Source organism: Streptomyces sp. NPDC049813, assembly GCF_044465085.1.
Classification (GTDB): Bacteria; Actinomycetota; Actinomycetes; order Streptomycetales; family Streptomycetaceae; genus Streptomyces.
Genome location: NZ_JBITLI010000017.1, coordinates 69163 through 88843, shown reverse-complemented (window position 1 = coordinate 88843; position 19681 = coordinate 69163). Strand labels below are relative to the sequence as shown.

Genomic DNA, 19681 nt, shown 5'->3' with positions numbered 1-19681 from the left:
CACGGTGTCGAGCGGGGGGACTGAGGTGCGTGTCAGGGGGTGCGACTACTCGGGCCGGTCGCCGTCCTTGGCCTTGCGGGCACGGTGGAAGGCGCCGAAGCGGGCGCCCGCGTCCCGGCCGGGCTGCGCGGGCCGGTCGGCGGCGGGCGCGGGGGCCGGCCGGCCGCGGTCCTGTTCGGCGGCGGCCATGGTGCGGCCGGGCGGCCGCACCGGCAGCCCGTTCGGCGTGGCCGCGGCCGGCCGGGCGGGCCGGGGCTCACCGGGGGCGGTGCGCTCGGCGGGCTCGGTGCCGGCCGGGGCCTCGGCCCGCTCGTGCGTCTCGGCCGGGGCCGGGCGCGGCGCGGGCACCGTCAGGGGCTGCACCACGTCGCGCTGCTGGGCGAGGAGCTGGGGCGGGAGCAGGACGACGACGCCGGTGCCGCCGCGCGAGGAGGGGCGGAAGTTCACGTCGACGCGGTACTTCGCGGCGAGCCGGCCGACGACGGCGAGCCCGAGCCGGGTGCCCTGCAGCGAGGCGAGGTCGGTGATCTGCCCGGAGACCGACTGCTCCGCGCGGCGCATGGCCGCGTCCGCCATCTTCAGGCCGCTGTCCTCGATCGTCACGACGAGCCCGGCGGAGCGCTCCTCGACGTAGACGTGGACCTCGTCGATGGGCGGCGAGAAGTTCGCCGCGTTGTCCATCAGCTCGGCCAGCAGGTGCATCACGCCCTCGGCCGCGAACCCGGCGATCGCCGCGTCCGTGGCGCAGTGCAGCCGCACCCGCTGGTAGGCGGCGATCCGGCCGACGGCGCCGCGCAGCACGCTCTCCATGACGATCGGCTTGTTCCAGGCGCGGCTGGAGCGGCCGCCCATCAAGAGCGCGAGCCGGTCGGTCATCAGGCCGAGCTGGGAGGTGGCGTGGTCCAGGCGCAGCAGATCGCCGAAGACCTCCTCGCCGTGCCGCTCCTGCATGGTGCGCAGATCGGCCAGCATGCTCACGGACTTGGCCTGCACCCGGCTGAGCGCCTTCGCCGAGGCGGCCTGGGCGGCCGCCGCCCGGCGCTCGCTCAGCGCGAGCTCGCGCAGGAACGCCTCGGCGGGCACCCGCAGCAGGGCGTTGTGGGGCCAGTCCAGCTCCGCGAGCACGGTCTCGGCGGACGAGCCCTCGCGCAGCCGCGCCACCGCGGCGGGAAACGTTTCGGCCGTGAGCTGCTCCAACTCGGCCGCGGCCCGCTCCAGTTCGCCCCGGGCGGCGTCGCGCTCCGCCGCGGCGTGCACGGCCTCGCGCACGGCCGTCTCGATGGTGCTGGTGAACTCCTCCAGGATGCGCCGCAGTTGAGGATCGGAGGGGGCCGTGGTCGGACCCGTGCTCGCGGTCTCCCGCAGCTGCCGGACGACGCCGGGCAGCGTCACGTTCACCAGCTGCGCCGCCTCCGCCGCCTGCTGGGTCAGACGGCCCTGGGCCTGGGCCAGCTCCTGCCGGGCGCGCGCGGCGTCCCGCCGGGCACGGCCGAGCCGGAGCGCGCCCGCCACGACGGCGACGGCCAGGCACACCCAGGCGATCGCGGCCGTCCACACGGCCCAGGTGCGGGCGGCCGACGGCGCGAGGGCCGCCGCGGCGCCCGCGGCGGCGGCCGCCACCACGAGCACGGCGAGCGCCGCACCGAGCGAGGAGCGCCCCGTCCTGGCCATCGCGTGCGGGCTGGGAGGTGCAGGCACTGACATTCCGCGGGTCCCTCGGTCCTTGAGTGGGGAAGCGACGAGCCGGCCGGTCACGTCGGCTGCGGATCCGGTCAGCGGCGTTCGAAAGGGACGCCGATCTTCCGGACCGTACGAGCGTTCATGCTAGCCATGCCGCGCGCCGAACAGACCGGACAAGCCGGTCAGTTGGCGCCGCCGGGAACTTCGTCGTGAACTCGCCGTCCTCCGGCGGGGGCGTGCTAACTCTGCTACGAGCCGTTCCGGCCGCGCAAATGCGGAGGCTCGGGGCGGTGCGGTGGGCCACGAACCCCGGAATCGGGGGGCTGCCTCCGGTTCGTGGCCGCTCCCCCCTGCGCCCGGCCGAACGGTTTCGGCCATCATCGGGCGGCTTCCCGGATCCGCTGCGGCTGCCCTTGGCGCTCCGGCGGCCCGCCCGGGGGACGGGGCGAAAACCTGCTCGCAAGAAAGTCGGCATGCGGCGTGCATGCTGCCGGAGTTCGGGGGCACCAGCAGGGTGAGCGACTCAAGCAGCCCACCCCCCCCGGGCGCTCGAGTCTGTGGCCCCGCCGCCTCCTCTCCCCCCCCTGTGAGGCGTCGGGGCCCTCTCCTGTCCGGGCCGGGTCCGCCGTTCTCCGGGCCGGGTCGCGTGTCAGCCCTGGTAGGGCTGGTGCTGTTGCGGGGCGGCCGGCTGCGCCAGCATCGCTTCCGCCTGCTCCTTGGGCACCTGGTGCTCGGTCCCGCAGAAGGTGCACTGCGTGCGGAACTTCGTCGAGACCGGGAAGAGGGGGATGAAGAACAGCGTGAACTTGGTGACGTACTTGCGCAGGGTGTGCGCCGCGGGGTTGCCGCAGGCGCCGCAGACGAAGGTGAGTATCGCGAGCTGGAACGCGTACCCCCGCGTACCGAAGATGATCATTGCCGGTCCCTCCCGTTCCGTGGCCACCGCCGAGCGGCCGGGCCAGAACATCATCGTAGGCAGCGCGCGGGCCACCCGCCGGGGCGCGGGGAATCCCCTCGCCCTGCGTGCTCGTGGCGTCACTCTTGGTGCGGAAACGGGTGGCGCCGCCGGGCCGAGTCGGTGATCCGGGGGTCGTGATGCAAGGATTGCGGCATGGCAATCAAGACCTACTTCGACATCACGATCAACGACGAGCCCGCCGGGCGGATCACGTTCAACCTCTTCGAGGACGTCGTCCCGAAGACCGCGGAGAACTTCCGCGCCCTGTGCACGGGTGAGAAGGGCTTCGGCTACGCCGGTTCCTCCTTCCACCGCGTCATCCCGGAGTTCATGCTCCAGGGCGGCGACTTCACCGCCGGCAACGGCACGGGCGGCAAGAGCATCTACGGCGAGAAGTTCGCCGACGAGAACTTCCAGCTCAAGCACACCAAGCCGGGCCAGCTCTCGATGGCCAACGCCGGCCCGAACACCAACGGCTCGCAGTTCTTCATCACGACCATCGTCACCAGCTGGCTCGACGGCAAGCACGTCGTCTTCGGTGAGGTCGCGGACGAGGAGAGCATGAAGCTCGTCAAGAAGATCGAGTCCCTGGGCTCGCAGAGCGGCGCCACCTCGGCGAAGATCACGATCGCCGCGTCCGGCCAGCTCTGACCGGTCGTACCACCCCACGAGCCGGGGCCCCCGCCGTGCAGGCGGGGGCCCCGGCTCGTGCCGTGGGCGGCGGCCGTGGGCGGGCCGGTGGGCGCGGTCCCTACCGGCGCGGCCCCACCGGCACGTCCAGCGGCCTCGCCAGACCCGTGATGCCTTCGTCGAGGCGCTGCAGATGGCGCAGGACGCGGAAGGTGACGGTGTTCGCCGCCGGCACGCCGAGGCCGTCGGTCTCCAGCATCGCGGCGATGCTCGCACCCGACTCGACGCTGCCCGAGGTGTCCGTCTCGTTCACGTGCGCGACGAGGACGTCGATGTTGTGGGCGATCCGGCGCGCCGCCCGGCCGAGGCGCGGGTCCGCGCCCACCCGCTTGCTGTAGGGCACGAGCTCGGCCGTCGCCGCCAGCGAACGCGCGTGGTACGCGGACGTCTCCAGGAGCGCCACCAGGTAGCGGGCCGTCTGACGCCGCTCGCGCAGGGGCGTGATCGGATGGGTCAGCGGCTGGATCGAGGCCCGCAGGTCGTCCAGGGCGGTGTCCAGGTCGCGCGCCTTGTCCAGCAGGTCCATGGCGGGACCGCCGCTGAGCTGCTCCACCGCGCCCGCCACGACGTCCCCGAGCCGCTCCAGGACGGCGGCGAGCAGTTCGTCGGTGCGCCGGTCGGTCCTGACCGGCAGCACCAACATCGCCGCGATGATCCCGCAGGCCGCGCCGAGCGCCGTCTCCTCGATGCGCAGCACCAGCACGTCGAAGCTGTAGGTGTTCAGCAGGGTGTACAGCAGGCCGAGCATCGCCGTCACGAAGAACGACATCAGCGCGTAGGACAGCGGAGCGGTGAAGAACATCGCGAACACGCAGAGCAGGACCAGTACGAAGGCGAGCCCGGTCTGGTTGCCGACCGCCCCGGCGAGCGCCACTCCCGCCACGACGCCGAGCACCGTGCCGAGGAGCCGCCGGTAGCCCTTGACGACGATCTCGCCCGTGGACGCCGTGTTCAGGAAGACGACCCAGCAGGTGAGCACCGCCCAGTACCACCGCTGGCTGGAGAGGAACTCGCCGCCGACGATGGCGAGCGCCGAGCCGACGGCGACCTGGAAGGCGGCCCGGGTGGTGGGCCGCCGCAGCCCCGTGGGTTCCTCCGTCGCGGCGGGCGCCTGCTTCTCCGCCGTTATGGAGACGTCCTCCGCGTCGAACTCCTCGCGCGAGCGGGTCGTGGCGGGCGAGTCGTCCGACTCGTCCTGCGGCCCGTCGAGCGCGAGCCGCAGGCCCATGACCGCGCGGGCCGCCTCGCCGATCCCGCGGAACACGTCCTGCGCGGCGAGCGTGGCGCCCGGCGGGATGCTCTCCTCGTCGCGGTAGCCGAGCAGCCGGTTGCGCACGTGGGCGACGGCGGTGCCCCGGTTGGCGTCCGCGGGGCGCGCCACCATCAGGTGCAGGGCGCCCAGGTCGCGGCGGAGGGTGGCCGTCGTCTCGTCCTCGCGGGGCAGCAGCCGCCCCGCGGCCGGCACCGGCGCGCCGGGCAGGTGCAGCGTCAGCGTGTCGGCCCGCTCGGCGCTGCGGGCGGTCAGGAGCAGCATGCCCAGGCGCTCGGCGGCCACCTCGGCGTCGGCGACGCGGCGCTGGATCAGCGCGGCCGTCGCCTCGTCCCGGGTGCCGTCCTCCAGGCGGGCCTGGATCATCAGCGCCGTCTCGTGCAGCCGGGCCGTGTTGCGGCGCAGCTCGTCCAGGACGTCGTCGAGCTCCTCGGGCGGTGCGTCGAGCAGCCGGGTCTGCGCGGTCACCAGCTGCGCGAGCCGGGCCCGGAACGCCTCGCGCAGCCGCCCCAGCACCCGCTGGGGCGTCTCCGGCACCAGGAGGAAGCGGGCCACCGCGCTGCACGCGAAGGCGACCGCCAACGTGGCGAACAGGCGCGGCAGTTGGCTCACCGACGCGTTCACGAACAGGGACACGAAATAGATCTGGAAACCGATGAGGCCGAGTGCCGTGCCCCGGTCGCCGAACCGGCGGCTGTAGACCGCGCCGAAGATGAGGGCGACGAAGAACAGGTCCCCGGCGACGACGTACGGGTGCAGCAGCGCGCCGAGCGCCATCGCCGCGAGCGCCACCGGCAGCCCGAGCGCCAGGGTGAGTCCCTGGCCGCGCACGGTCTTCTCGCGGATCGCGAAGGTGCCGACCATCGCCGCCATCGCGCCCGCGACCATGTGGGTGACATCGGTCCCGGCCAGCGCGAGCGCGGCCAGCGCCAGACCGATCGCGGTGACCGTCCGCAGGCCCGCCATCAGCCGCAGCAGCCCGGGATCGGACGCCACGAAACGGTCCCACGTCCCGGCCCGGCTCGGCCGTCGTGCCACCTGGGTCACCTGTCACTCCAAGATCGATCCGTCGTACCTGCCCCCGAGCATACGAGCAGGCCGATGCGGCCTTGACGTGCGCATGTCCGGGTTCTTTACTGCTGGTGCCGGGGTTCATATGGGGGCGGGTTGTTCATGGACCTGAACTTCCTCGTCTCCGAGCCGAGTTGACCCGCACCAGGATCGGGAGCCCATATGTCGATGAAGCGACGTACTTTCCTGACGGCCGCGGCGGCGGGGGGAGCGCTCGGCGTCGCCCCGGCCGCCCTCGCCGCCCCGCGTCCGGCGGCGCTGCCGAGCCGGGGCGAGATCGTCGCGGTGCTGCGCCGCGTCGCCTACCACTGGATCGGCGCCCATGGCGATCCCGGTGACAACCTGTGGGCCAACGCCACCTTCTTCAGCGGCCTGCTCGCCCTGCACCGCCTGACTGGGGACGCCCGTTACCTCGCCTACGCGCGCACCTGGGCGGAGCGCCACGACTACGCCCTCAACGGCGGCGTCACCACCCGCCACGCCGACAACCAGTGCGCCGCCCAGGCCTACCTCGACCTGTACGCGGCCGAGCCCGAGGCGGCCAAACTCACCGCGCTCGAAGCCGACCTGCACCGCATGACCTACACCGACCAGCCCGACAAGAACGACGACTGGTGGTGGGACGACGCCCTGCACATGGCGATGCCGCCGTTCGCCCGGCTCGGCGTCCTGCGCGCCGATCCCGCCTACGCGCAGAAGATGCACCGCCTCTACACCCACACCAAGCACGCCGAGGGCGGCCCGGGCCTCTACGACGAGACGACCGGCCTCTGGTACCGCGACAAACGCTTCCTGCCCGGCGGCATCGTCGCTCCCTCCGGGAAGCCGGTCCTGTGGTCGCGGGGCAACGGCTGGGTCGCGGGCGGCCACACCAAGACCCTCAAGGCGCTGCCCGCCTCCCACCCCGACGTCCCCGAGTACCGCGCCGCGCTGACCCGCCTGGTCACGGCGGCCGCCGCCGTCCAGCGCCCCGACGGGTTCTGGAACGTGAACCTCGCCGACCCCACCCACCTGCCCGGCCCCGAGACGAGCGGCACCAGCTTCCTGCTGTACGGCACCGCGTACGCGCTGCGCGCCGGACTCGTCGGCCGGGCCGCGCTGCTGCCGGTCGCCGCCCGGGCGTGGCGCGGCCTGGTCACCACGGCCGTGCACCCCGACGGGTTCCTCGGCTACGTCCAGAAGGTCGGCGACCGGCCCGAGTCCAGCCAGCCGGTCACCTACGACAGCACGGCCGACTTCGGCGTGGGCGGCTTCCTGCTGGCCGGCACGGAGCTCGCCGCACTCGCGTGACCGCCGGGCCCCCGCGGGCGGGCCGGTCACCGCGGCGTGCCGGCCGCCTTCAGGACGGCGGCCACGAGCGGGCCCGAGGACTCCCCGCCGCGGCCGCCGCGCAGCATCACGGCGGCCGCGGCGAGGTCGCCGTGCCAGGCCGCGAACCAGCCGTTGGGCTCCTTCTGGCCGGTGACCTCCGCGGAGCCGGTCTTCGCCCCGATGTCCCCGCGCAGCCCCGCCATGGCCCCCGCCGCCGAGCCGGAGGCGGCCGTGGTGTGCAGCAGGTCCCGCAGCTGGGCGTGGGCGGCGGGGTCCAGCGCCCGCCGCGGCGCGGCGAGGTCCCGGTGCCGCACGGCGGGCGCGACGAGGTACGGCTGCCGGAACCGCCCCGTGCGGGCCGTCGCGACCACCGACGCCATGGTCAGCGGATTCATCCGCACCCCGGCCTGCCCGATCAGCGCCGCCGCCTTCGACGCGGCGTGCTCCACCGGCACCTCCCCGGCGAACGCGGGCACGCCCACCGACCAGTGCGCGCCGATGCCGAAGACGTCCCGGGCCTGGCGGGCGAGGTCCCCGTCCGCCAGCCGGCCCGCCTGCGTCACGAAGGCCGTGTTGCACGACGCCGCGAAACTCGCCCGGAACGTGCCGCCGCTGATGGCGAAGTCGTCGACGTTGTGGAACTGCCAGCCGCCGTACGAGGCGGTCCTCGGGCACGGGTGCGGCCGGTCCGGAGCCGCCAGCTTCTTCTCCAGGAGCAGCGACCCCGTGATCATCTTCATCGTCGAGCCGGGCGCGAGCCGGCCCTCGAGCGCCGTGCGGGAACCGTCAGGACCGGAGCCCGCGACCGCCAGGACCTCGCCGGTCGACGGCCGGAGCACGACGAGCGAGGCGTCGGTGCGCCGCGCGACCTCGCGCTCGGCCACCTCCTGCACCCGTCTGTCGAGCGTGGTCCGCAGCCGCCCGGGCGCGCCCGCCGGCAGGGACAGCAGCGCGCCGTCGCCGGACGGCCGCGCGTGCTCCCCGGCCGCCGCCGGCGGCACGAGACGCAGCTCGACGCCCGGCCGGCCGCCCGCGCTCCGCCCGTACGTGCGCCGCAGGCCGTCCAGGACGGAGGCGAGCGAGGGCAGCGCGCGGACGTCCAGCGGCTCGCCCGTCCGGTCGTCGGCGCGCACCGGCGCGGCCCCGGCCCGCCGTGCGACCAGCCGCGTCCCCGCACCGAGCCCGGGGTGCAGGACCTGGGGCCGCCACCGCACGACGGGCTGCCCGTCGCCGGCCCCGCGCACCACGGTCAGCTCGGACCTATAGGTGAGGGGTGCGCGGGCGCCCTCGTAGGCGAACTCGGCGCGGACCGAGAACGGCACCCGCGCTCCCGCCGGTGTGCCCGCGCGCAGGTCCCGCGCGGCGAGGTGCGCGCCGCGCCGGTACTCCCGCAGCGCGGCACCGGCCGCGTGGGCGTCGTCCGTGCGCCGCGCCGCCGCGTCCAGGTCCCCGGCCGACCAGGCGTGGAGGAAGCCGTCGGCCGCGGAGCGGGCCTCCGCTGCCGAGACCGGCCCGGTCCGCGGAGCCCGCTCGCCGCCGGAGCAGCCGCCAAGACCCGCCCCCGTGCCGGCCAGGGCGAGCGCGAGAGCGACCGCGCTCCACAGCCGCCGTCTCCCGCGCTCGCCGCCCACCGCGCCTCCGCCCTGCCACTCGTCGACCCCGACGCCTCACAGTAGGGCGGGCGAGAGCACTGCTCCCTGTCGGAATGCGCCGTTCAGGCGGGACGGCCGGCGGCGCGCTGGTCCGGGGCTCTCCCCGGAGCAGCGCGCCGTCGCGGTCAGCCGAGCCCGAGCGCGTCGGCCGTGAGGTCGGCCATCGCCGCCTCGCCGCGCGCGTTCGGGTGCACCGGCACGAAGTTCGTGCCGAACAGCGCCGGCTCCACCCAGCGGGCGCCGGCCGACTGGCACGCGTCGTGCCCCTCGGACGCCCGGGACAGGTCGACGTAGGTCGCCCCGGTCTCCGCGGCGGCCCGTTGCACCGCGCTGTTCAGGCGGGTCTGGATGGAGCGCACGTAGGGGACGTCACCGGAGGCGATCGGCATCTTCAGGAAGCAGCCGGCCTTGGCCGTGGGCGGCATGATCCACGGGTAGCCGAGGATCGCGACGCGGGCCCCCGGCGCCTTGTTCCGGGTCGCCTGGAGCGCGGCCTTCACCGCCGGGTACGTCTTGCTGTCGATCTCGTCGGTGAACTTGTCCCCGTACAGGGACGCGCACGGATGCCCCTGCCCGGCCGAGGCGATCCCGGCCGTCGCGCAGGCCAGGATCGTGTTGATGAACGTGCTGTTGTCGTTGCCGCCGATCGTCATCGTGACCAGGCCGGTGTCGGCGGAGAGCGCGTCCAGCTGCGGGGCGACGCCGGGGTACTGCGCCGCGGCGAAGTCCTTGGTCTGCGCGCCGCCGCACGTGACGTCCTTCAGGGTGGCGCCGAGCCGCTGCGCCAGCACGTGCGGGTAGTTGGCCGTGGAGCGGGCGCACAGCAGGCTGGCGGACGGATCGAGCGGGAGGACGCCGGACGCGGCGCTGTAGCTGTCGCCGAGCGCAACATAGGGGAGGGGCCCCGGGGCCGCCTGGGCCGGGACGGTCAGGCCGAGGCCCGCCACCGCCGTGGTCACGGCAAGGGCCGCGAGGTGCTTCCTGAACGCGCGCGTCACCATCTGTTGCTCCTTCGAAACCTGCTCGGCGCAAGGCCAAGTTCCGTGTGAGACAGGGGATTTCAGCGCTGACAGTTGAAGCTACCGACGAGTTCGAAAACGAGTCAATAGGCGTGCACGCAGTCGTGACCTGGGAAGCACGGGACCGCGGAGCCGGCGCAGGCGCTCAGTTCGTGCCGGTGGAGCCCTCGGGGAGCGCGAAGTCGAGGACGTCCTGCGCGGTGCGCTCGGTGCGCCGGGCCGCTTCGCGTACGTCGGCGAGGACGTCGCCCTGCTCGTCGACGAGACGGTCGTAGATGGGCGCCGGGGCGGTGGACGGTGCGGGCACGGTACGAGGCTCCTGCTCTTCGTGGCGCCGGTGCCGCGGGGACACCGTGCCACCTGGTGGTTCGGGACAAAGGGGGACCCTACGCGGCGGGGACGAGCCGCGCGCGGCCGGGGGGTGGGACGGGCGGCTGCGCGCGGGTGCGGAGCCCCGGTCCGCGGGCCGCGCCGCCCCGGGCCCGCGGGGCCCCGTGCCAGACTCGGCGGCATGAAGATCAGAGATGCCCGGGCCGGCGACTGGGAGCGGATCTGGCCGTTCTGGCAGCGGATCGTCCGCGCCGGGGAGACGTACACCTGGGACCCGCGCACCTCCGAGCCCGAGGCCCGTGCGCTGTGGACCGGGCCGGGCCGGCGGGTCTTCGTCGTGACGGACGACGTGCACGCCACGGACGCCACGGACGCCACAGGCGGCACAGACGGCACGGGCGGCACAGACGCCACGGACAGTGCGGAGACGGTCGTCGCCAGCGCCTACATCAAGGCCAATTACGGCGGGCCCGCGGCGGCCGTCGCCAACGCCGGGTTCATGGTGGACCCGGCGTACGGCGGCCGCGGGTACGGCCGCGCCCTGGCCGAGCACGTCCTCGCCGAGGCCCGCGCGGACGGCTACCGCGCGATGGTGTTCAACGCGGTGGTGGAGACCAACCCGGCGGTGGGCCTGTGGAGTTCGCTCGGCTTCACCGTCCTCGGCACCGTGCCGGACGCCTTCGACCACCCGCGCCACGGCCGGGTCGGACTGCACGTCATGCACCGCGCGCTGGAGGCCGGTACCACCGGGGCACCCCTATCGGGTTAGGGTTACCTAACTTACTGTGGGGTGTGCCCGACGCCACCCCGCGCCTGCCTCGAAGGAGCCCGCATGACGGCGACGCCCGCCGCCGAGCAGCCCGCCCTCGCGCCGCCCGCCGGGGCCCGGGACCCGCGCCGCTGGCTGATCCTGGGCGTGATCTGCCTTTCGCAGCTCGTCGTCATCCTCGACAACACGATCCTGAACGTCGCCGTCCCGACCCTCACCGACGACCTCGGCGCCACCACGGCCGAGATCCAGTGGATCATCAACGCCTACGTCCTCGTGCAGGCCGGGCTGCTGCTCACGGCGGGCGCCGCCGCCGACCGGTACGGCCGCAAGCGGCTGCTGCTGACCGGGCTCGCCCTGTTCGGCGCCGGGTCGCTGGCCGCCGGACTCGCGCAGAGCGCGGGCCAGTTGACCGCCGCCCGGGCCGGCATGGGCATCGGCGGCGCCCTGCTGCTCACCACCACGCTCGCCGTCGCCGTGCAGGTCTTCGACGAGGACGAGCGGGTCCGCGCCATCGGCATCTGGGCCGCGGTCAACGCCCTCGGCTTCGCCGCGGGCCCACTCGTCGGCGGCGTCCTCCTCGACCACTTCTGGTGGGGCGCCCTCTTCCTCGTCAACCTGCCCGTCGTCGTCCTCGGCCTCGTCGCCGTCGCCGCCCTCGTCCCGGAGAGCCGGGCCGAGGCCGGGCAGCGGCCCGACCTGCTGGGCGCCGTCCTCTCGACGGTCGCCATGACCGCGCTCGTCTACGCGGTCGTCTCCGGGCCCGAGCACGGGTGGACCTCCGCCCACGTCCTGCTGGGCGCGGTCGTCGGCGCCTGCGCCCTGAGCGGCTTCGTCGTCTGGGAGCGCCGCTTCCCGCACCCCATGCTGGACATGAGCTTCTTCCGCAACCGGACCTTCACCGGGGCCGTGTTCGGGGCGCTGCTCATCACGTTCGGCAGCGGCGGCGCCCTGTTCCTGCTGACGCAGCAACTGCAGTTCGTGCTCGGGTACGGGCCGTTGGAGGCGGGGCTGCGCACCGCGCCGTTCGCCCTGACCGTGGTCCTGCTCAACTTCACCGGCGTCTCGGCCCGGTTCAGCGCCCGGCTCGGCATCCCGGGCGCGGTGGCGCTCGGCATGACGCTGCTGGCCTGCGGTCTTGCGGCGGTCGCCGTCGCCGGACGCGTCGTGGACGGGTACGGCGGGCTGCTCGCCGGGCTCGTCCTGATGGGGGTGGGCTGCGCCTTCGCCAACCCGGCGATGGCCGTCGCCGTCCTCGGCGCGATGCCCCGGGAGAAGGCGGGCGCGGGAGCCGGTATCGAGGGCACCGTCACCGAGTTCGGCAGCGGCCTGGGGGTCGCCGTCCTCGGCGCGGTGCTCAGCGCCCGCTTCTCCGCCCTGGTCCCGGTGACCGCGGCCTCGCTCCCGGCGGCCCTGGCCGCGGCGGACTCGGCCGCCGAGCGCTCCACGGTCACGCGGGCGTTCGGCTCGGCGCTGGAGACCGGACAACTTGTCGGCGCGGCGGCGGTGCTGGCCGGGGGACTCGTCGCGGCGACGCTGCTGCGCCGGGCCGAGCGGTCGGCCGCGCGGACGCCGGTCCCCGCCGCGGACCCGGCCTGACCTCGGCCCCCGCGGCACGTTCCCTACGATGGAAGGCCCCGTACCGAGGAACGATCGTGACCACGCACCACCAGCCTGACCACCGCCCCGACATCCGTCTCGTCGTCAGCGACATGGATGGCACCCTGCTGGACGCCGACGGGCGCGTCCCCGACACGTTCTGGCCGCTGCTCGCCGAGCTGAACCGGCGCGGCATCGTCTTCTGCCCGGCCAGCGGCCGCCAGTACGCCACCCTCGCCGACCAGTTCGCCGCCGTGGACGACGGCGGCATGGTCTACATCGCCGAGAACGGCACGTACGTCGTCCGGGGCGGCGCCGAACTCAGCTCCGACCCGCTGGACCCCGCCGTCGCCGCCTGGCTCGTCAAGACGGTGCGCCGGCTGGGGGAGGAGGGGGTGGACGCGGGCGCCGTCGTCTGCGGCAAGCGGTCCGCGTACGTGGAGCGGTCCGACGAGGCCTTCATGGCGGAGGTCCGCACGTACTACCACCGGCACCGGATCGTCGAGGACGCCACGGCCGTCGACGACGAGGTGCTCAAGGTCGCCCTCTTCGACTTCGGCCGCGCCGAGGAGACCACGGCCCCGGCGCTCGCCTCCCTCGTCGACTCGCATCAGGTCGTCGTCTCCAGCGAGCACTGGGTCGACGTGATGGCGCCGACGGCCGACAAGGGCCGGGCCGTGCGCGGCCTCCAGCGCGCGCTCGGCATCACCGCGGCGCAGACCATGGTCTTCGGCGACTACCTCAACGACCTGCAGATGCTGGACGCCGCCGACTGGTCGTACGCCATGGCCGGCGCCCACCCCGAGGTACGCCGCCGCGCCCGCCACCTGGCCCCCGCGAACACCGAGGACGGCGTCGTCCGCACGATCCGCGCCGTCCTGGACCTTCCGGCGCAGACCTGATCCGACGGGGCACGCACCGGACCCCGCCTTTCGTCGGAACGGGCCCCGCGCGCGGCCCGTTCCGGCGGATCGTGGGGGGCATGACCTCCGACAGCACCCCGCCCCGCGCCGACCGCCCCGCCCCCGACTGCTACGCCTGCGCCAACGAAGCCCGGTTCACCGAGCTGCCACCCCGCGAACACATCGCCTCCGACCAACACTGGCGGCTCGCCCACGCCATCGGCACCTCGCTCCCGGGCTGGCTCGTCCTGCTGCCCCGGCGCCACGTCACAGCGGTCCACGAGCTCACCGACGCGGAGGCCGCCGCCCTCGGGCCCTGGCAGGTCCGGGTCGCGCGGGCGCTGCGTGCGGTGACCGGGTGCGCCAAGACGTACGTGGTGCAGTTCGCCGAGGCCGAGGGGTTCGCGCACGTCCACTTCCACCTGGTGCCGTGCCCGGCGGACCTGCCCGCCGACCGGCGCGGGCCCGGCGTCTTCGCGTTCCTGCGCGATCCGGAGCCGGAGCGGCTGAGCGCGGACGAGGCCGACGCGGTGGCCCGGGCCGTGGCCGCCCGACTGTGAACGGCCGAAACCGTGACCCGCCGCGGAGCCCGTCCCTCCATTGGCATGGACCTGTTCATGATCCCTCGCTAGGCTCCCCAGCGACACACCGGGGGAGCGCTCCCAGGTCCGTGTCCGATCCCTGGTTCCACCCTGTTCCACCCCCACACACGGGAACGACGAAGGGCAGAATCCATGCGACGTAACAGACCCGTCCGTGCCGCGCTGACCGCGCTGCTGGTCTCCGGCGCCTGCGCCACCGCCGGCTTCCTTCCGGCCCAGGCGGCCGGCGCGGACACCCCGCACACCGGGCGTGCCGCCGCCTCCAACGGCGTCCTCGCCGCCATGCAGCGCGACTTCGGCCTCACCGCCGCCCAGGCCGAGGCGCGCCTGGCCGCGGAGAAGCAGGCGGCGGCCACCGAGAAGCAGGCGCGCCGGGCCGCCGGGCCGGCCTACGCCGGGTCCTGGCTCACCGGCGACCAGGAGCTGACCGTCGCCGTCGCCGACCGCGCCAAGGCCGCGAAGGTCCGGGCGACCGGCGCGCGGGTCGAGGTCGTCGGCCGCAGCGCCGCCCAGCTCGACGCGGCCAAGAAGCGCATCGACGCGCTCGACGCCCCGCGCGGGGTGAGCAGTTGGCGCGTCGACTGGAAGAGCAACCGGGTCGTGGTCGAGGTGCTCGCCGACCAGGAGTCCGACAACGATGTCAAGGCCTTCCTGGCCCGCGCGGCCAAGGCGGGCCCGCTCGCCGTGCACGCCACGCGGCACGCGCCGACCACCTTCGCCGCGGGCACGGTCGGCGGCGACCCCTACTACACCGGCAATGTCCGCTGCTCCATCGGCTTCTCCGTCCAGGGCGGCTTCGTCACCGCCGGCCACTGCGGCGGCGCGGGCCAGGGCGTCAGCGGCTGGGACGGCTCCTACGTCGGCAACTTCCAGGGCTCCTCGTTCCCGGACAACGACTACGCGTGGGTCAACGTCGGCAGCGGCTGGTGGACGGTGCCGGTCGTCCTGGGCTGGGGCACCGTCTCCGACCAGCTCGTGCGCGGCTCGGCCGAGGCTCCCGTGGGCGCGTCCATCTGCCGCTCGGGTTCCACCTCCCACTGGCACTGCGGGACCGTCCTCGCCAAGAACGAGACCGTCAACTACAGCCAGGGCGCGGTCCATCAGATGACCAAGACGAGCGTGTGCGCCGAACCCGGCGACTCCGGCGGCTCGTTCATCAGCGGCGACCAGGCCCAGGGCGTCACCTCGGGCGGCTGGGGCAACTGCTCCAGCGGCGGCGAGACCTGGTACCAGCCCATCAACGAGATCCTGGGCCGCTACGGCCTGACCCTGCACACCGCCTGATCCCGTAGGCCGGGACCTCCTGCGCACCCCGTCAATTCGCCCCCTGTTCAGGCGCGTTGCCCGGAGGGGTCGCCCAAAGCTGTCGGGGGCATGACATCACTGTCATGCCCCCACAGTGACGCAGGAGACCGAAGTGAATCCCACCCGGACCATCCGCAGAGCCGCCCTGGCCACCGGCGGCGCCCTCGCCCTCGTGATCGGCTTCGCCGGCGCCGCGCTCGCCGCCCCGCCCGGCGCCCTGCCCGCGAGCGCCGACGCGACGGAGCAGACGTACCAGCCCGCCTACGACTACGACACCGACGGCTGCTACCCGACGCCCGCCATCGGCGCGGACGGCACCGTCAACGGCGGGCTCAAGCCGAGCGGCGCGCTCAACGGCCAGTGCCGCGACGCCTCGGACCTCGCCAACACCAACGGCTACTCCCGCGCCAAGTGCAACAACGGCTGGTGCGCCGTCCTGTACGGCCTGTACTTCGAGAAGGACCAGGCGGTGGCCGGCAGCGGGCTCGGCGGCCACCGCAACGACTGGGAGCACGTGGTCGTCTGGATCCACGACGGCCAGGCCCGGTACGTCGCCACCTCGGCGCACGGCGGCTTCTCCGTGTACCCGCGGGACCAGATCCGCTGGGACGGCACCCACCCCAAGGTCGTCTACCACAAGGACGGCATCGGGACCCACTGCTTCCGCCCGGCGACCGCCGGGGACGAGCCGCCGGAGAACCACCGCGGCACCTGGCAGTTCCCGGCCCTGGTCGGCTGGGACGGCTATCCGGCCGGGCTGCGGTCCAAGCTCAGCTCCTACGACTTCGGCAGCGCCAACTTCGGCCTGAAGGACGCGAGTTTCGCCTCCCACCTCGCCGCCGCACTGCCCTCGGGCATCCCCTTCGACGTCAACGCGTGACGGCCAGGCAGCTTTACCCGGAAGTAAGTTACTGAACCGTAACCTCCTGGGTGCTACCCGCGGTAACGGCTGGGTCGATAGCGTCCCCGCGACGCGTGTGGTCGGTGTGACGGCCGCTCACGCGCGTCGCCCGGCCTGCTCGTTCCCGGCCGTCCGCCGCCAGGTACGGAGTCCCGCTCCGCCTGCACCCAGGAGGTCCGCCATGCCCGCAACCCCCCGCCTGCTGGCCGCCGCCGTCGTCACCGCCGCCTGCCTCGGCGCCCAGGCCCTGCCCGCCGCCGCGACCGCGTCGGCGAACGAGGTCTCGCGCGGCGTCACCATCCCCGCCTTCTACAACCCGCCCGCCCAACTGCCCGACGCCAACGGTGCGCTGGTCCGCAGCGAGCCGCTGCGGCTCGCGCTGAGCCTGCCCACGCTGCACGGCCCGCTGCCCGGCAGGGCGACCCGCATCATGTACCGCACGACCGACTCGACCGGCGCCCCCGCCGCGGTCACCGGTGCCTACATCGAGCCCTGGGCCGCCTGGCGCGGCGACGGCGCCCGGCCGCTGGTCGCCGTCGCCCCCGGCACCATGGGCCAGGGCGACCAGTGCGCGGCCTCCCTCGGCCTGGAGCACCCGCTGAGCCTCAACGGACAGACGGTGTCGGTCGGGTACGAGGACCTGTCGATCTACCGGCTGCTCGCCCGGGGCGTCGCGGTCGTCGTCACCGACTACGTCGGCCTGGGCACCACCGACCGCCTGCACACCTATGTCAACCGGCTCGACGGCGCGCACGCCGTGCTCGACGCCGTCCGCGCCGCCCGGTCCCTGCCCGCCGCGACCGTGACCGCCGCCTCGCGCGTCGGCCTCTTCGGCTACAGCCAGGGCGGCGGCGCCACCGCCGCCGCCGCCGAACTCCAGCCGGCCTACGCCCCCGACGTCACTCTCGCCGGTACCTACGCGGGAGCGCCGCCGGCCGACCTGACCGCGACGGTGCAGGGCATCGACGGCACGGACCTCGCGGGCGCGCTCGGCTGGTCCCTCAACGGGTTCCTCCAGTCCGACCCCGAGCTGCGGCCGATCGCCGACGCCCATCTGAACGCCAAGGGGCAGGCCGCGCTGAAGGACCTGTCGACGATGTGCGTGGGCGACAGCATCCTCGCGTACAACTCGGTGCGCAGCTCCGCCTGGACCAGCGACGGCGCGACCCTCTCCGAGATCATCCGGGCCGAGCCGCGCCTCCAGGACTTCCTCGCCGAACAGCGGATCGGCAGGGCCACGCCGGCCGGCCCGGTGCGGGTGGCGACCGGTGTCAGCGACAACCTCGTCCCGCACGGCCAGGCACGCCAGTTGGCCGTCGACTGGTGCGGACGCGGCGCGCAGGTCACGTACAAGCCGGTGCGCCTGCCCGGCGTGGGGCGCGCGCTGCTCAACCACTTCGCGCCGCTGCTGACCGATCAGGGCAGCGCCATCGGCTGGCTCACCGACCGGCTGGACGGGAAGCCCGCCGCGTCGAACTGCGCCTCCCTGCCCGGCCAGCCGTGACGCTCGGGCCCGAACTGCCCATGTGGTGAGCGCAGTTCGGGCCCGGCCGGGTCAGTGCGTGGTGACCTTCACCGGCTCCGTCTCGGCGGAGCTGTGCCGCTCCGCCCAGCTCTCCAGCGCCGTCCTGCACGCGTGGTCGAGATGGTGCAGGCCCGACAGGTGCAGTTCGACGGGGCGGTCCTGCGGCAGGGCCTCCAGGCTGTCGAGCATCTTCGGCAGCCGCAGGAACGTGGCGTTGCCCGACAGGTACGCCTGCACCGGCCCGGCCCCCTTGTCTATGACCTCCAGCTTCACCTGCGAGGCGTCCCACGCCGTCTTCACGACGGACAGCGCGACGCCGATCAGCACGCCCTCGAACATGCTGACCGCGACGATCGACACCGCCGTGACGATCAGGATCAACGCCTCACCGCGGTGCTCGCGCCACAGGCTCACGAGGGAACGCACCGGGATGAGCTTGGCCCCGGCGTGCACCAGGACACCCGCGAGCGCCGGAATCGGGATGTGGGCGAGGACGCCCGGGAGCAGCGCGGCGAACAGCAGGAGCCAGACCCCGTGCAGGACGCGCGAGGCCTTCGTGCGCGCCCCGGCCTGCACATTGGCCGAGCTGCGCACGATCACGGCCGTCATCGGCAGCGCGCCGAGCAGACCGCACACCGCGTTGCCCGTGCCCTGGGCCACCAACTCCTTGTCGTACGCGGTGCGGGGCCCGTCGTGCATCCGGTCCACGGCGGCCGCGCTGAACAGGGACTCGGCGGACGCGATGAGCGTGAACGCGACGACGGTGCCCAGCAGGCCGAGGCCCGCCAGCTCGCCGAACGCGTCGAGGGACGGAGGCTGGACCGAGCCGAGCAGTCCGTTGACCTCGACGGTCGCCACCGGGGCGTCGACCAGGACCGCGACGGCGGTCGCGAGGCCGACCGCGGCCAGCGGCCCGGGTACGGTCCGCACGCGGGCCGGCAGCCGCTTCCACAGCACGAGGACGGCGACGGTTCCCGCGCCCAGCGCCAGCGAGGCGAGCGCGGTGGCACTGCCCACCGCGTCGGCCAGCGCCCAGGGCAGTCCGGCTATCTTGCCGAGCCCCGACTCCGGCGCCTCGGCGGCGAGGGCGGCGTACAACTGGCCGGCGATGAGGACGAGCCCGATGCCCGCCAGCATCCCTTCGACGACCGAGACGGAGATGGCCCGGAAGTAGCGGCCCACTTTCAGGGCGCCCATGCCGATCTGCAACAGCCCCGTCGCCAGGACGACGACGCCGAGCACCGGCAGGCCGAACTCGTCCACGGCCTCGTACACCAGCACGGTCAGGCCGGCGGCGGGGCCGGAGACCTGGAGGCTGCTGCCGCGCATGAGTCCGGTGACGATGCCGCCGACGATGCCGGTGACCAGGCCGAGTTCGGCGGGCACTCCGGAGGCGACGGCCACGCCCACGCAGAGCGGGAGCGCGACGAGGAAGACGACGAGGGAGGCGGTGAAGTCCGCTTTGAGGTGGGGGGAGAGGGTCATGGTGGCGCTCACAGGGTCTCGAACGCGTCGGTACCGGGGCGGTGCGCGCACACGCGCCCGGTGTGGACCTCGTAGTACCAGCCGTGCAGGCGCACCCGTCCGTCGGCGAGGCGCCGCTGCACGCACGGGTACGAGCGCAGCCGCTCCAGTTGGGTGAGGACGTGAAGCCGGACGGCGTCCGCGACGGCCGGGTCCGCGGGGTCGCCGCCGACGGGGTGGCCGGCGGCGTGCGCCAGCCAGTCGCGGACGGCGGGGACGGCCGTGAGATCGTCGCCGCGCACCAGCGCGCCGACCGCGCCGCAGTGCGAGTGCCCGCACACGACGACGTCCTGGACGCCGAGCACCTCGACGGCGTACTCGATGGTGGCGCTCTCCCCGCAGGGGCCGCCGGCGGGGTCGGGCACGAAGTTGCCCGCGGTGCGCAGCTCGAAGAGCTCCCCGGGGCGGGCGCCGGTGATCAGGGCCGGCACCACCCGTGAGTCGGAGCAGGTGATGAACAGGACCTGGGGGGACTGGCCCTCGGCGAGCCGGGCGAACTCCTCAGGGCGTTGGCCGAACCTGCGGGCGTTGTCGATGAGGGGCTGCATGATGTGGTGTTTCCTCCTGGCGCGC

General features: G+C 74.2%; 17 protein-coding genes. 9 read left to right on the top strand and 8 right to left on the bottom strand.

What is annotated here, in order from left to right; translation table 11 throughout:
* Positions 1 to 45 precede the first annotated feature (45 nt).
* Together ACIBW6_RS29115 and ACIBW6_RS29110 are read right to left on the bottom strand one after the other, a co-directional pair.
* Positions 46 to 1704: an ATP-binding protein gene (locus ACIBW6_RS29115; protein ID WP_399064725.1), complete on the bottom strand. Its 1659-nt coding sequence runs from the start codon at positions 1702 to 1704 to the stop codon at positions 46 to 48.
* A gap of 625 nt (positions 1705 to 2329) precedes the next feature.
* A complete protein-coding gene (locus ACIBW6_RS29110; protein WP_399064723.1) occupies positions 2330 to 2596 on the bottom strand; it encodes a zinc-ribbon domain-containing protein in 267 nt (88 codons plus the stop codon).
* 195 nt (positions 2597 to 2791) lie between these two features.
* On the opposite strand from ACIBW6_RS29110, the gene ACIBW6_RS29105 reads away from it, so the two are divergent.
* Entirely contained in the window at positions 2792 to 3289 is a 498-nt protein-coding gene (locus ACIBW6_RS29105) for a peptidylprolyl isomerase (RefSeq protein WP_399064721.1), read from the top strand.
* 100 nt (positions 3290 to 3389) lie between these two features.
* Here ACIBW6_RS29105 and ACIBW6_RS29100 read toward each other — a convergent pair whose 3' ends face one another.
* Entirely contained in the window at positions 3390 to 5564 is a 2175-nt protein-coding gene (locus ACIBW6_RS29100; RefSeq protein ID WP_399064897.1) for an FUSC family protein, read from the bottom strand.
* A 273-nt stretch (positions 5565 to 5837) separates the two neighbouring features.
* Between ACIBW6_RS29100 and ACIBW6_RS29095 the strand changes: the two genes are divergently transcribed.
* Positions 5838 to 6959, top strand: a complete 1122-nt coding sequence (locus ACIBW6_RS29095) for a glycoside hydrolase family 88 protein (protein ID WP_399064719.1) — start codon at positions 5838 to 5840, stop codon at positions 6957 to 6959.
* Positions 6960 to 6985: 26 nt separating this feature from the next.
* On the opposite strand, the gene ACIBW6_RS29090 is transcribed toward ACIBW6_RS29095, so the two are convergent.
* From ACIBW6_RS29090 to ACIBW6_RS29080, 3 genes are all read right to left on the bottom strand, one after another.
* Complete coding sequence (locus ACIBW6_RS29090) at positions 6986 to 8611, bottom strand: penicillin-binding transpeptidase domain-containing protein (protein WP_399064717.1); 1626 nt, start codon at positions 8609 to 8611, stop codon at positions 6986 to 6988.
* A 146-nt stretch (positions 8612 to 8757) separates the two neighbouring features.
* Complete coding sequence (locus tag ACIBW6_RS29085) at positions 8758 to 9633, bottom strand: SGNH/GDSL hydrolase family protein (RefSeq protein WP_399064715.1); 876 nt, start codon at positions 9631 to 9633, stop codon at positions 8758 to 8760.
* 163 nt (positions 9634 to 9796) lie between these two features.
* A complete protein-coding gene (locus tag ACIBW6_RS29080) occupies positions 9797 to 9958 on the bottom strand; it encodes a hypothetical protein (protein WP_399064713.1) in 162 nt (53 codons plus the stop codon).
* Between the two features lie 204 nt (positions 9959 to 10162).
* Here ACIBW6_RS29080 and ACIBW6_RS29075 point away from each other — a divergent pair, with 204 nt between their 5' ends.
* The 7 genes from ACIBW6_RS29075 (at position 10163) to ACIBW6_RS29045 (ending at position 17563) form a co-directional block, all read left to right on the top strand.
* Entirely contained in the window at positions 10163 to 10750 is a 588-nt protein-coding gene (locus ACIBW6_RS29075) for a GNAT family N-acetyltransferase (RefSeq protein WP_399064711.1), read from the top strand.
* 63 nt (positions 10751 to 10813) lie between these two features.
* Complete coding sequence (locus tag ACIBW6_RS29070; protein ID WP_399064709.1) at positions 10814 to 12349, top strand: MFS transporter; 1536 nt, start codon at positions 10814 to 10816, stop codon at positions 12347 to 12349.
* Positions 12350 to 12405: 56 nt separating this feature from the next.
* The gene (locus tag ACIBW6_RS29065) at positions 12406 to 13251 is read left to right on the top strand and encodes a Cof-type HAD-IIB family hydrolase (RefSeq protein WP_399064707.1); all 846 of its coding nucleotides are present in this window, start codon (positions 12406 to 12408) and stop codon (positions 13249 to 13251) included.
* 80 nt (positions 13252 to 13331) lie between these two features.
* The gene (locus ACIBW6_RS29060) at positions 13332 to 13811 is read left to right on the top strand and encodes an HIT family protein (RefSeq protein WP_399064705.1); all 480 of its coding nucleotides are present in this window, start codon (positions 13332 to 13334) and stop codon (positions 13809 to 13811) included.
* A 174-nt stretch (positions 13812 to 13985) separates the two neighbouring features.
* Positions 13986 to 15137, top strand: a complete 1152-nt coding sequence (locus ACIBW6_RS29055; RefSeq protein ID WP_399064703.1) for a S1 family peptidase — start codon at positions 13986 to 13988, stop codon at positions 15135 to 15137.
* 133 nt (positions 15138 to 15270) lie between these two features.
* Entirely contained in the window at positions 15271 to 16038 is a 768-nt protein-coding gene (locus ACIBW6_RS29050; protein WP_399064701.1) for an NPP1 family protein, read from the top strand.
* A gap of 202 nt (positions 16039 to 16240) precedes the next feature.
* Complete coding sequence (locus tag ACIBW6_RS29045) at positions 16241 to 17563, top strand: lipase family protein (protein WP_399064700.1); 1323 nt, start codon at positions 16241 to 16243, stop codon at positions 17561 to 17563.
* 51 nt (positions 17564 to 17614) lie between these two features.
* Here the strand turns inward: ACIBW6_RS29045 and ACIBW6_RS29040 are convergent, their stop codons facing one another.
* Together ACIBW6_RS29040 and ACIBW6_RS29035 are read right to left on the bottom strand one after the other, a co-directional pair.
* Positions 17615 to 19069 (bottom strand): SulP family inorganic anion transporter, encoded by a 1455-nt coding sequence (locus ACIBW6_RS29040; protein WP_399064698.1) that lies wholly within the window; start codon positions 19067 to 19069, stop codon positions 17615 to 17617.
* 8 nt (positions 19070 to 19077) lie between these two features.
* Complete coding sequence (locus ACIBW6_RS29035; protein ID WP_399064696.1) at positions 19078 to 19656, bottom strand: carbonic anhydrase; 579 nt, start codon at positions 19654 to 19656, stop codon at positions 19078 to 19080.
* Positions 19657 to 19681: the final 25 nt, after the last annotated feature.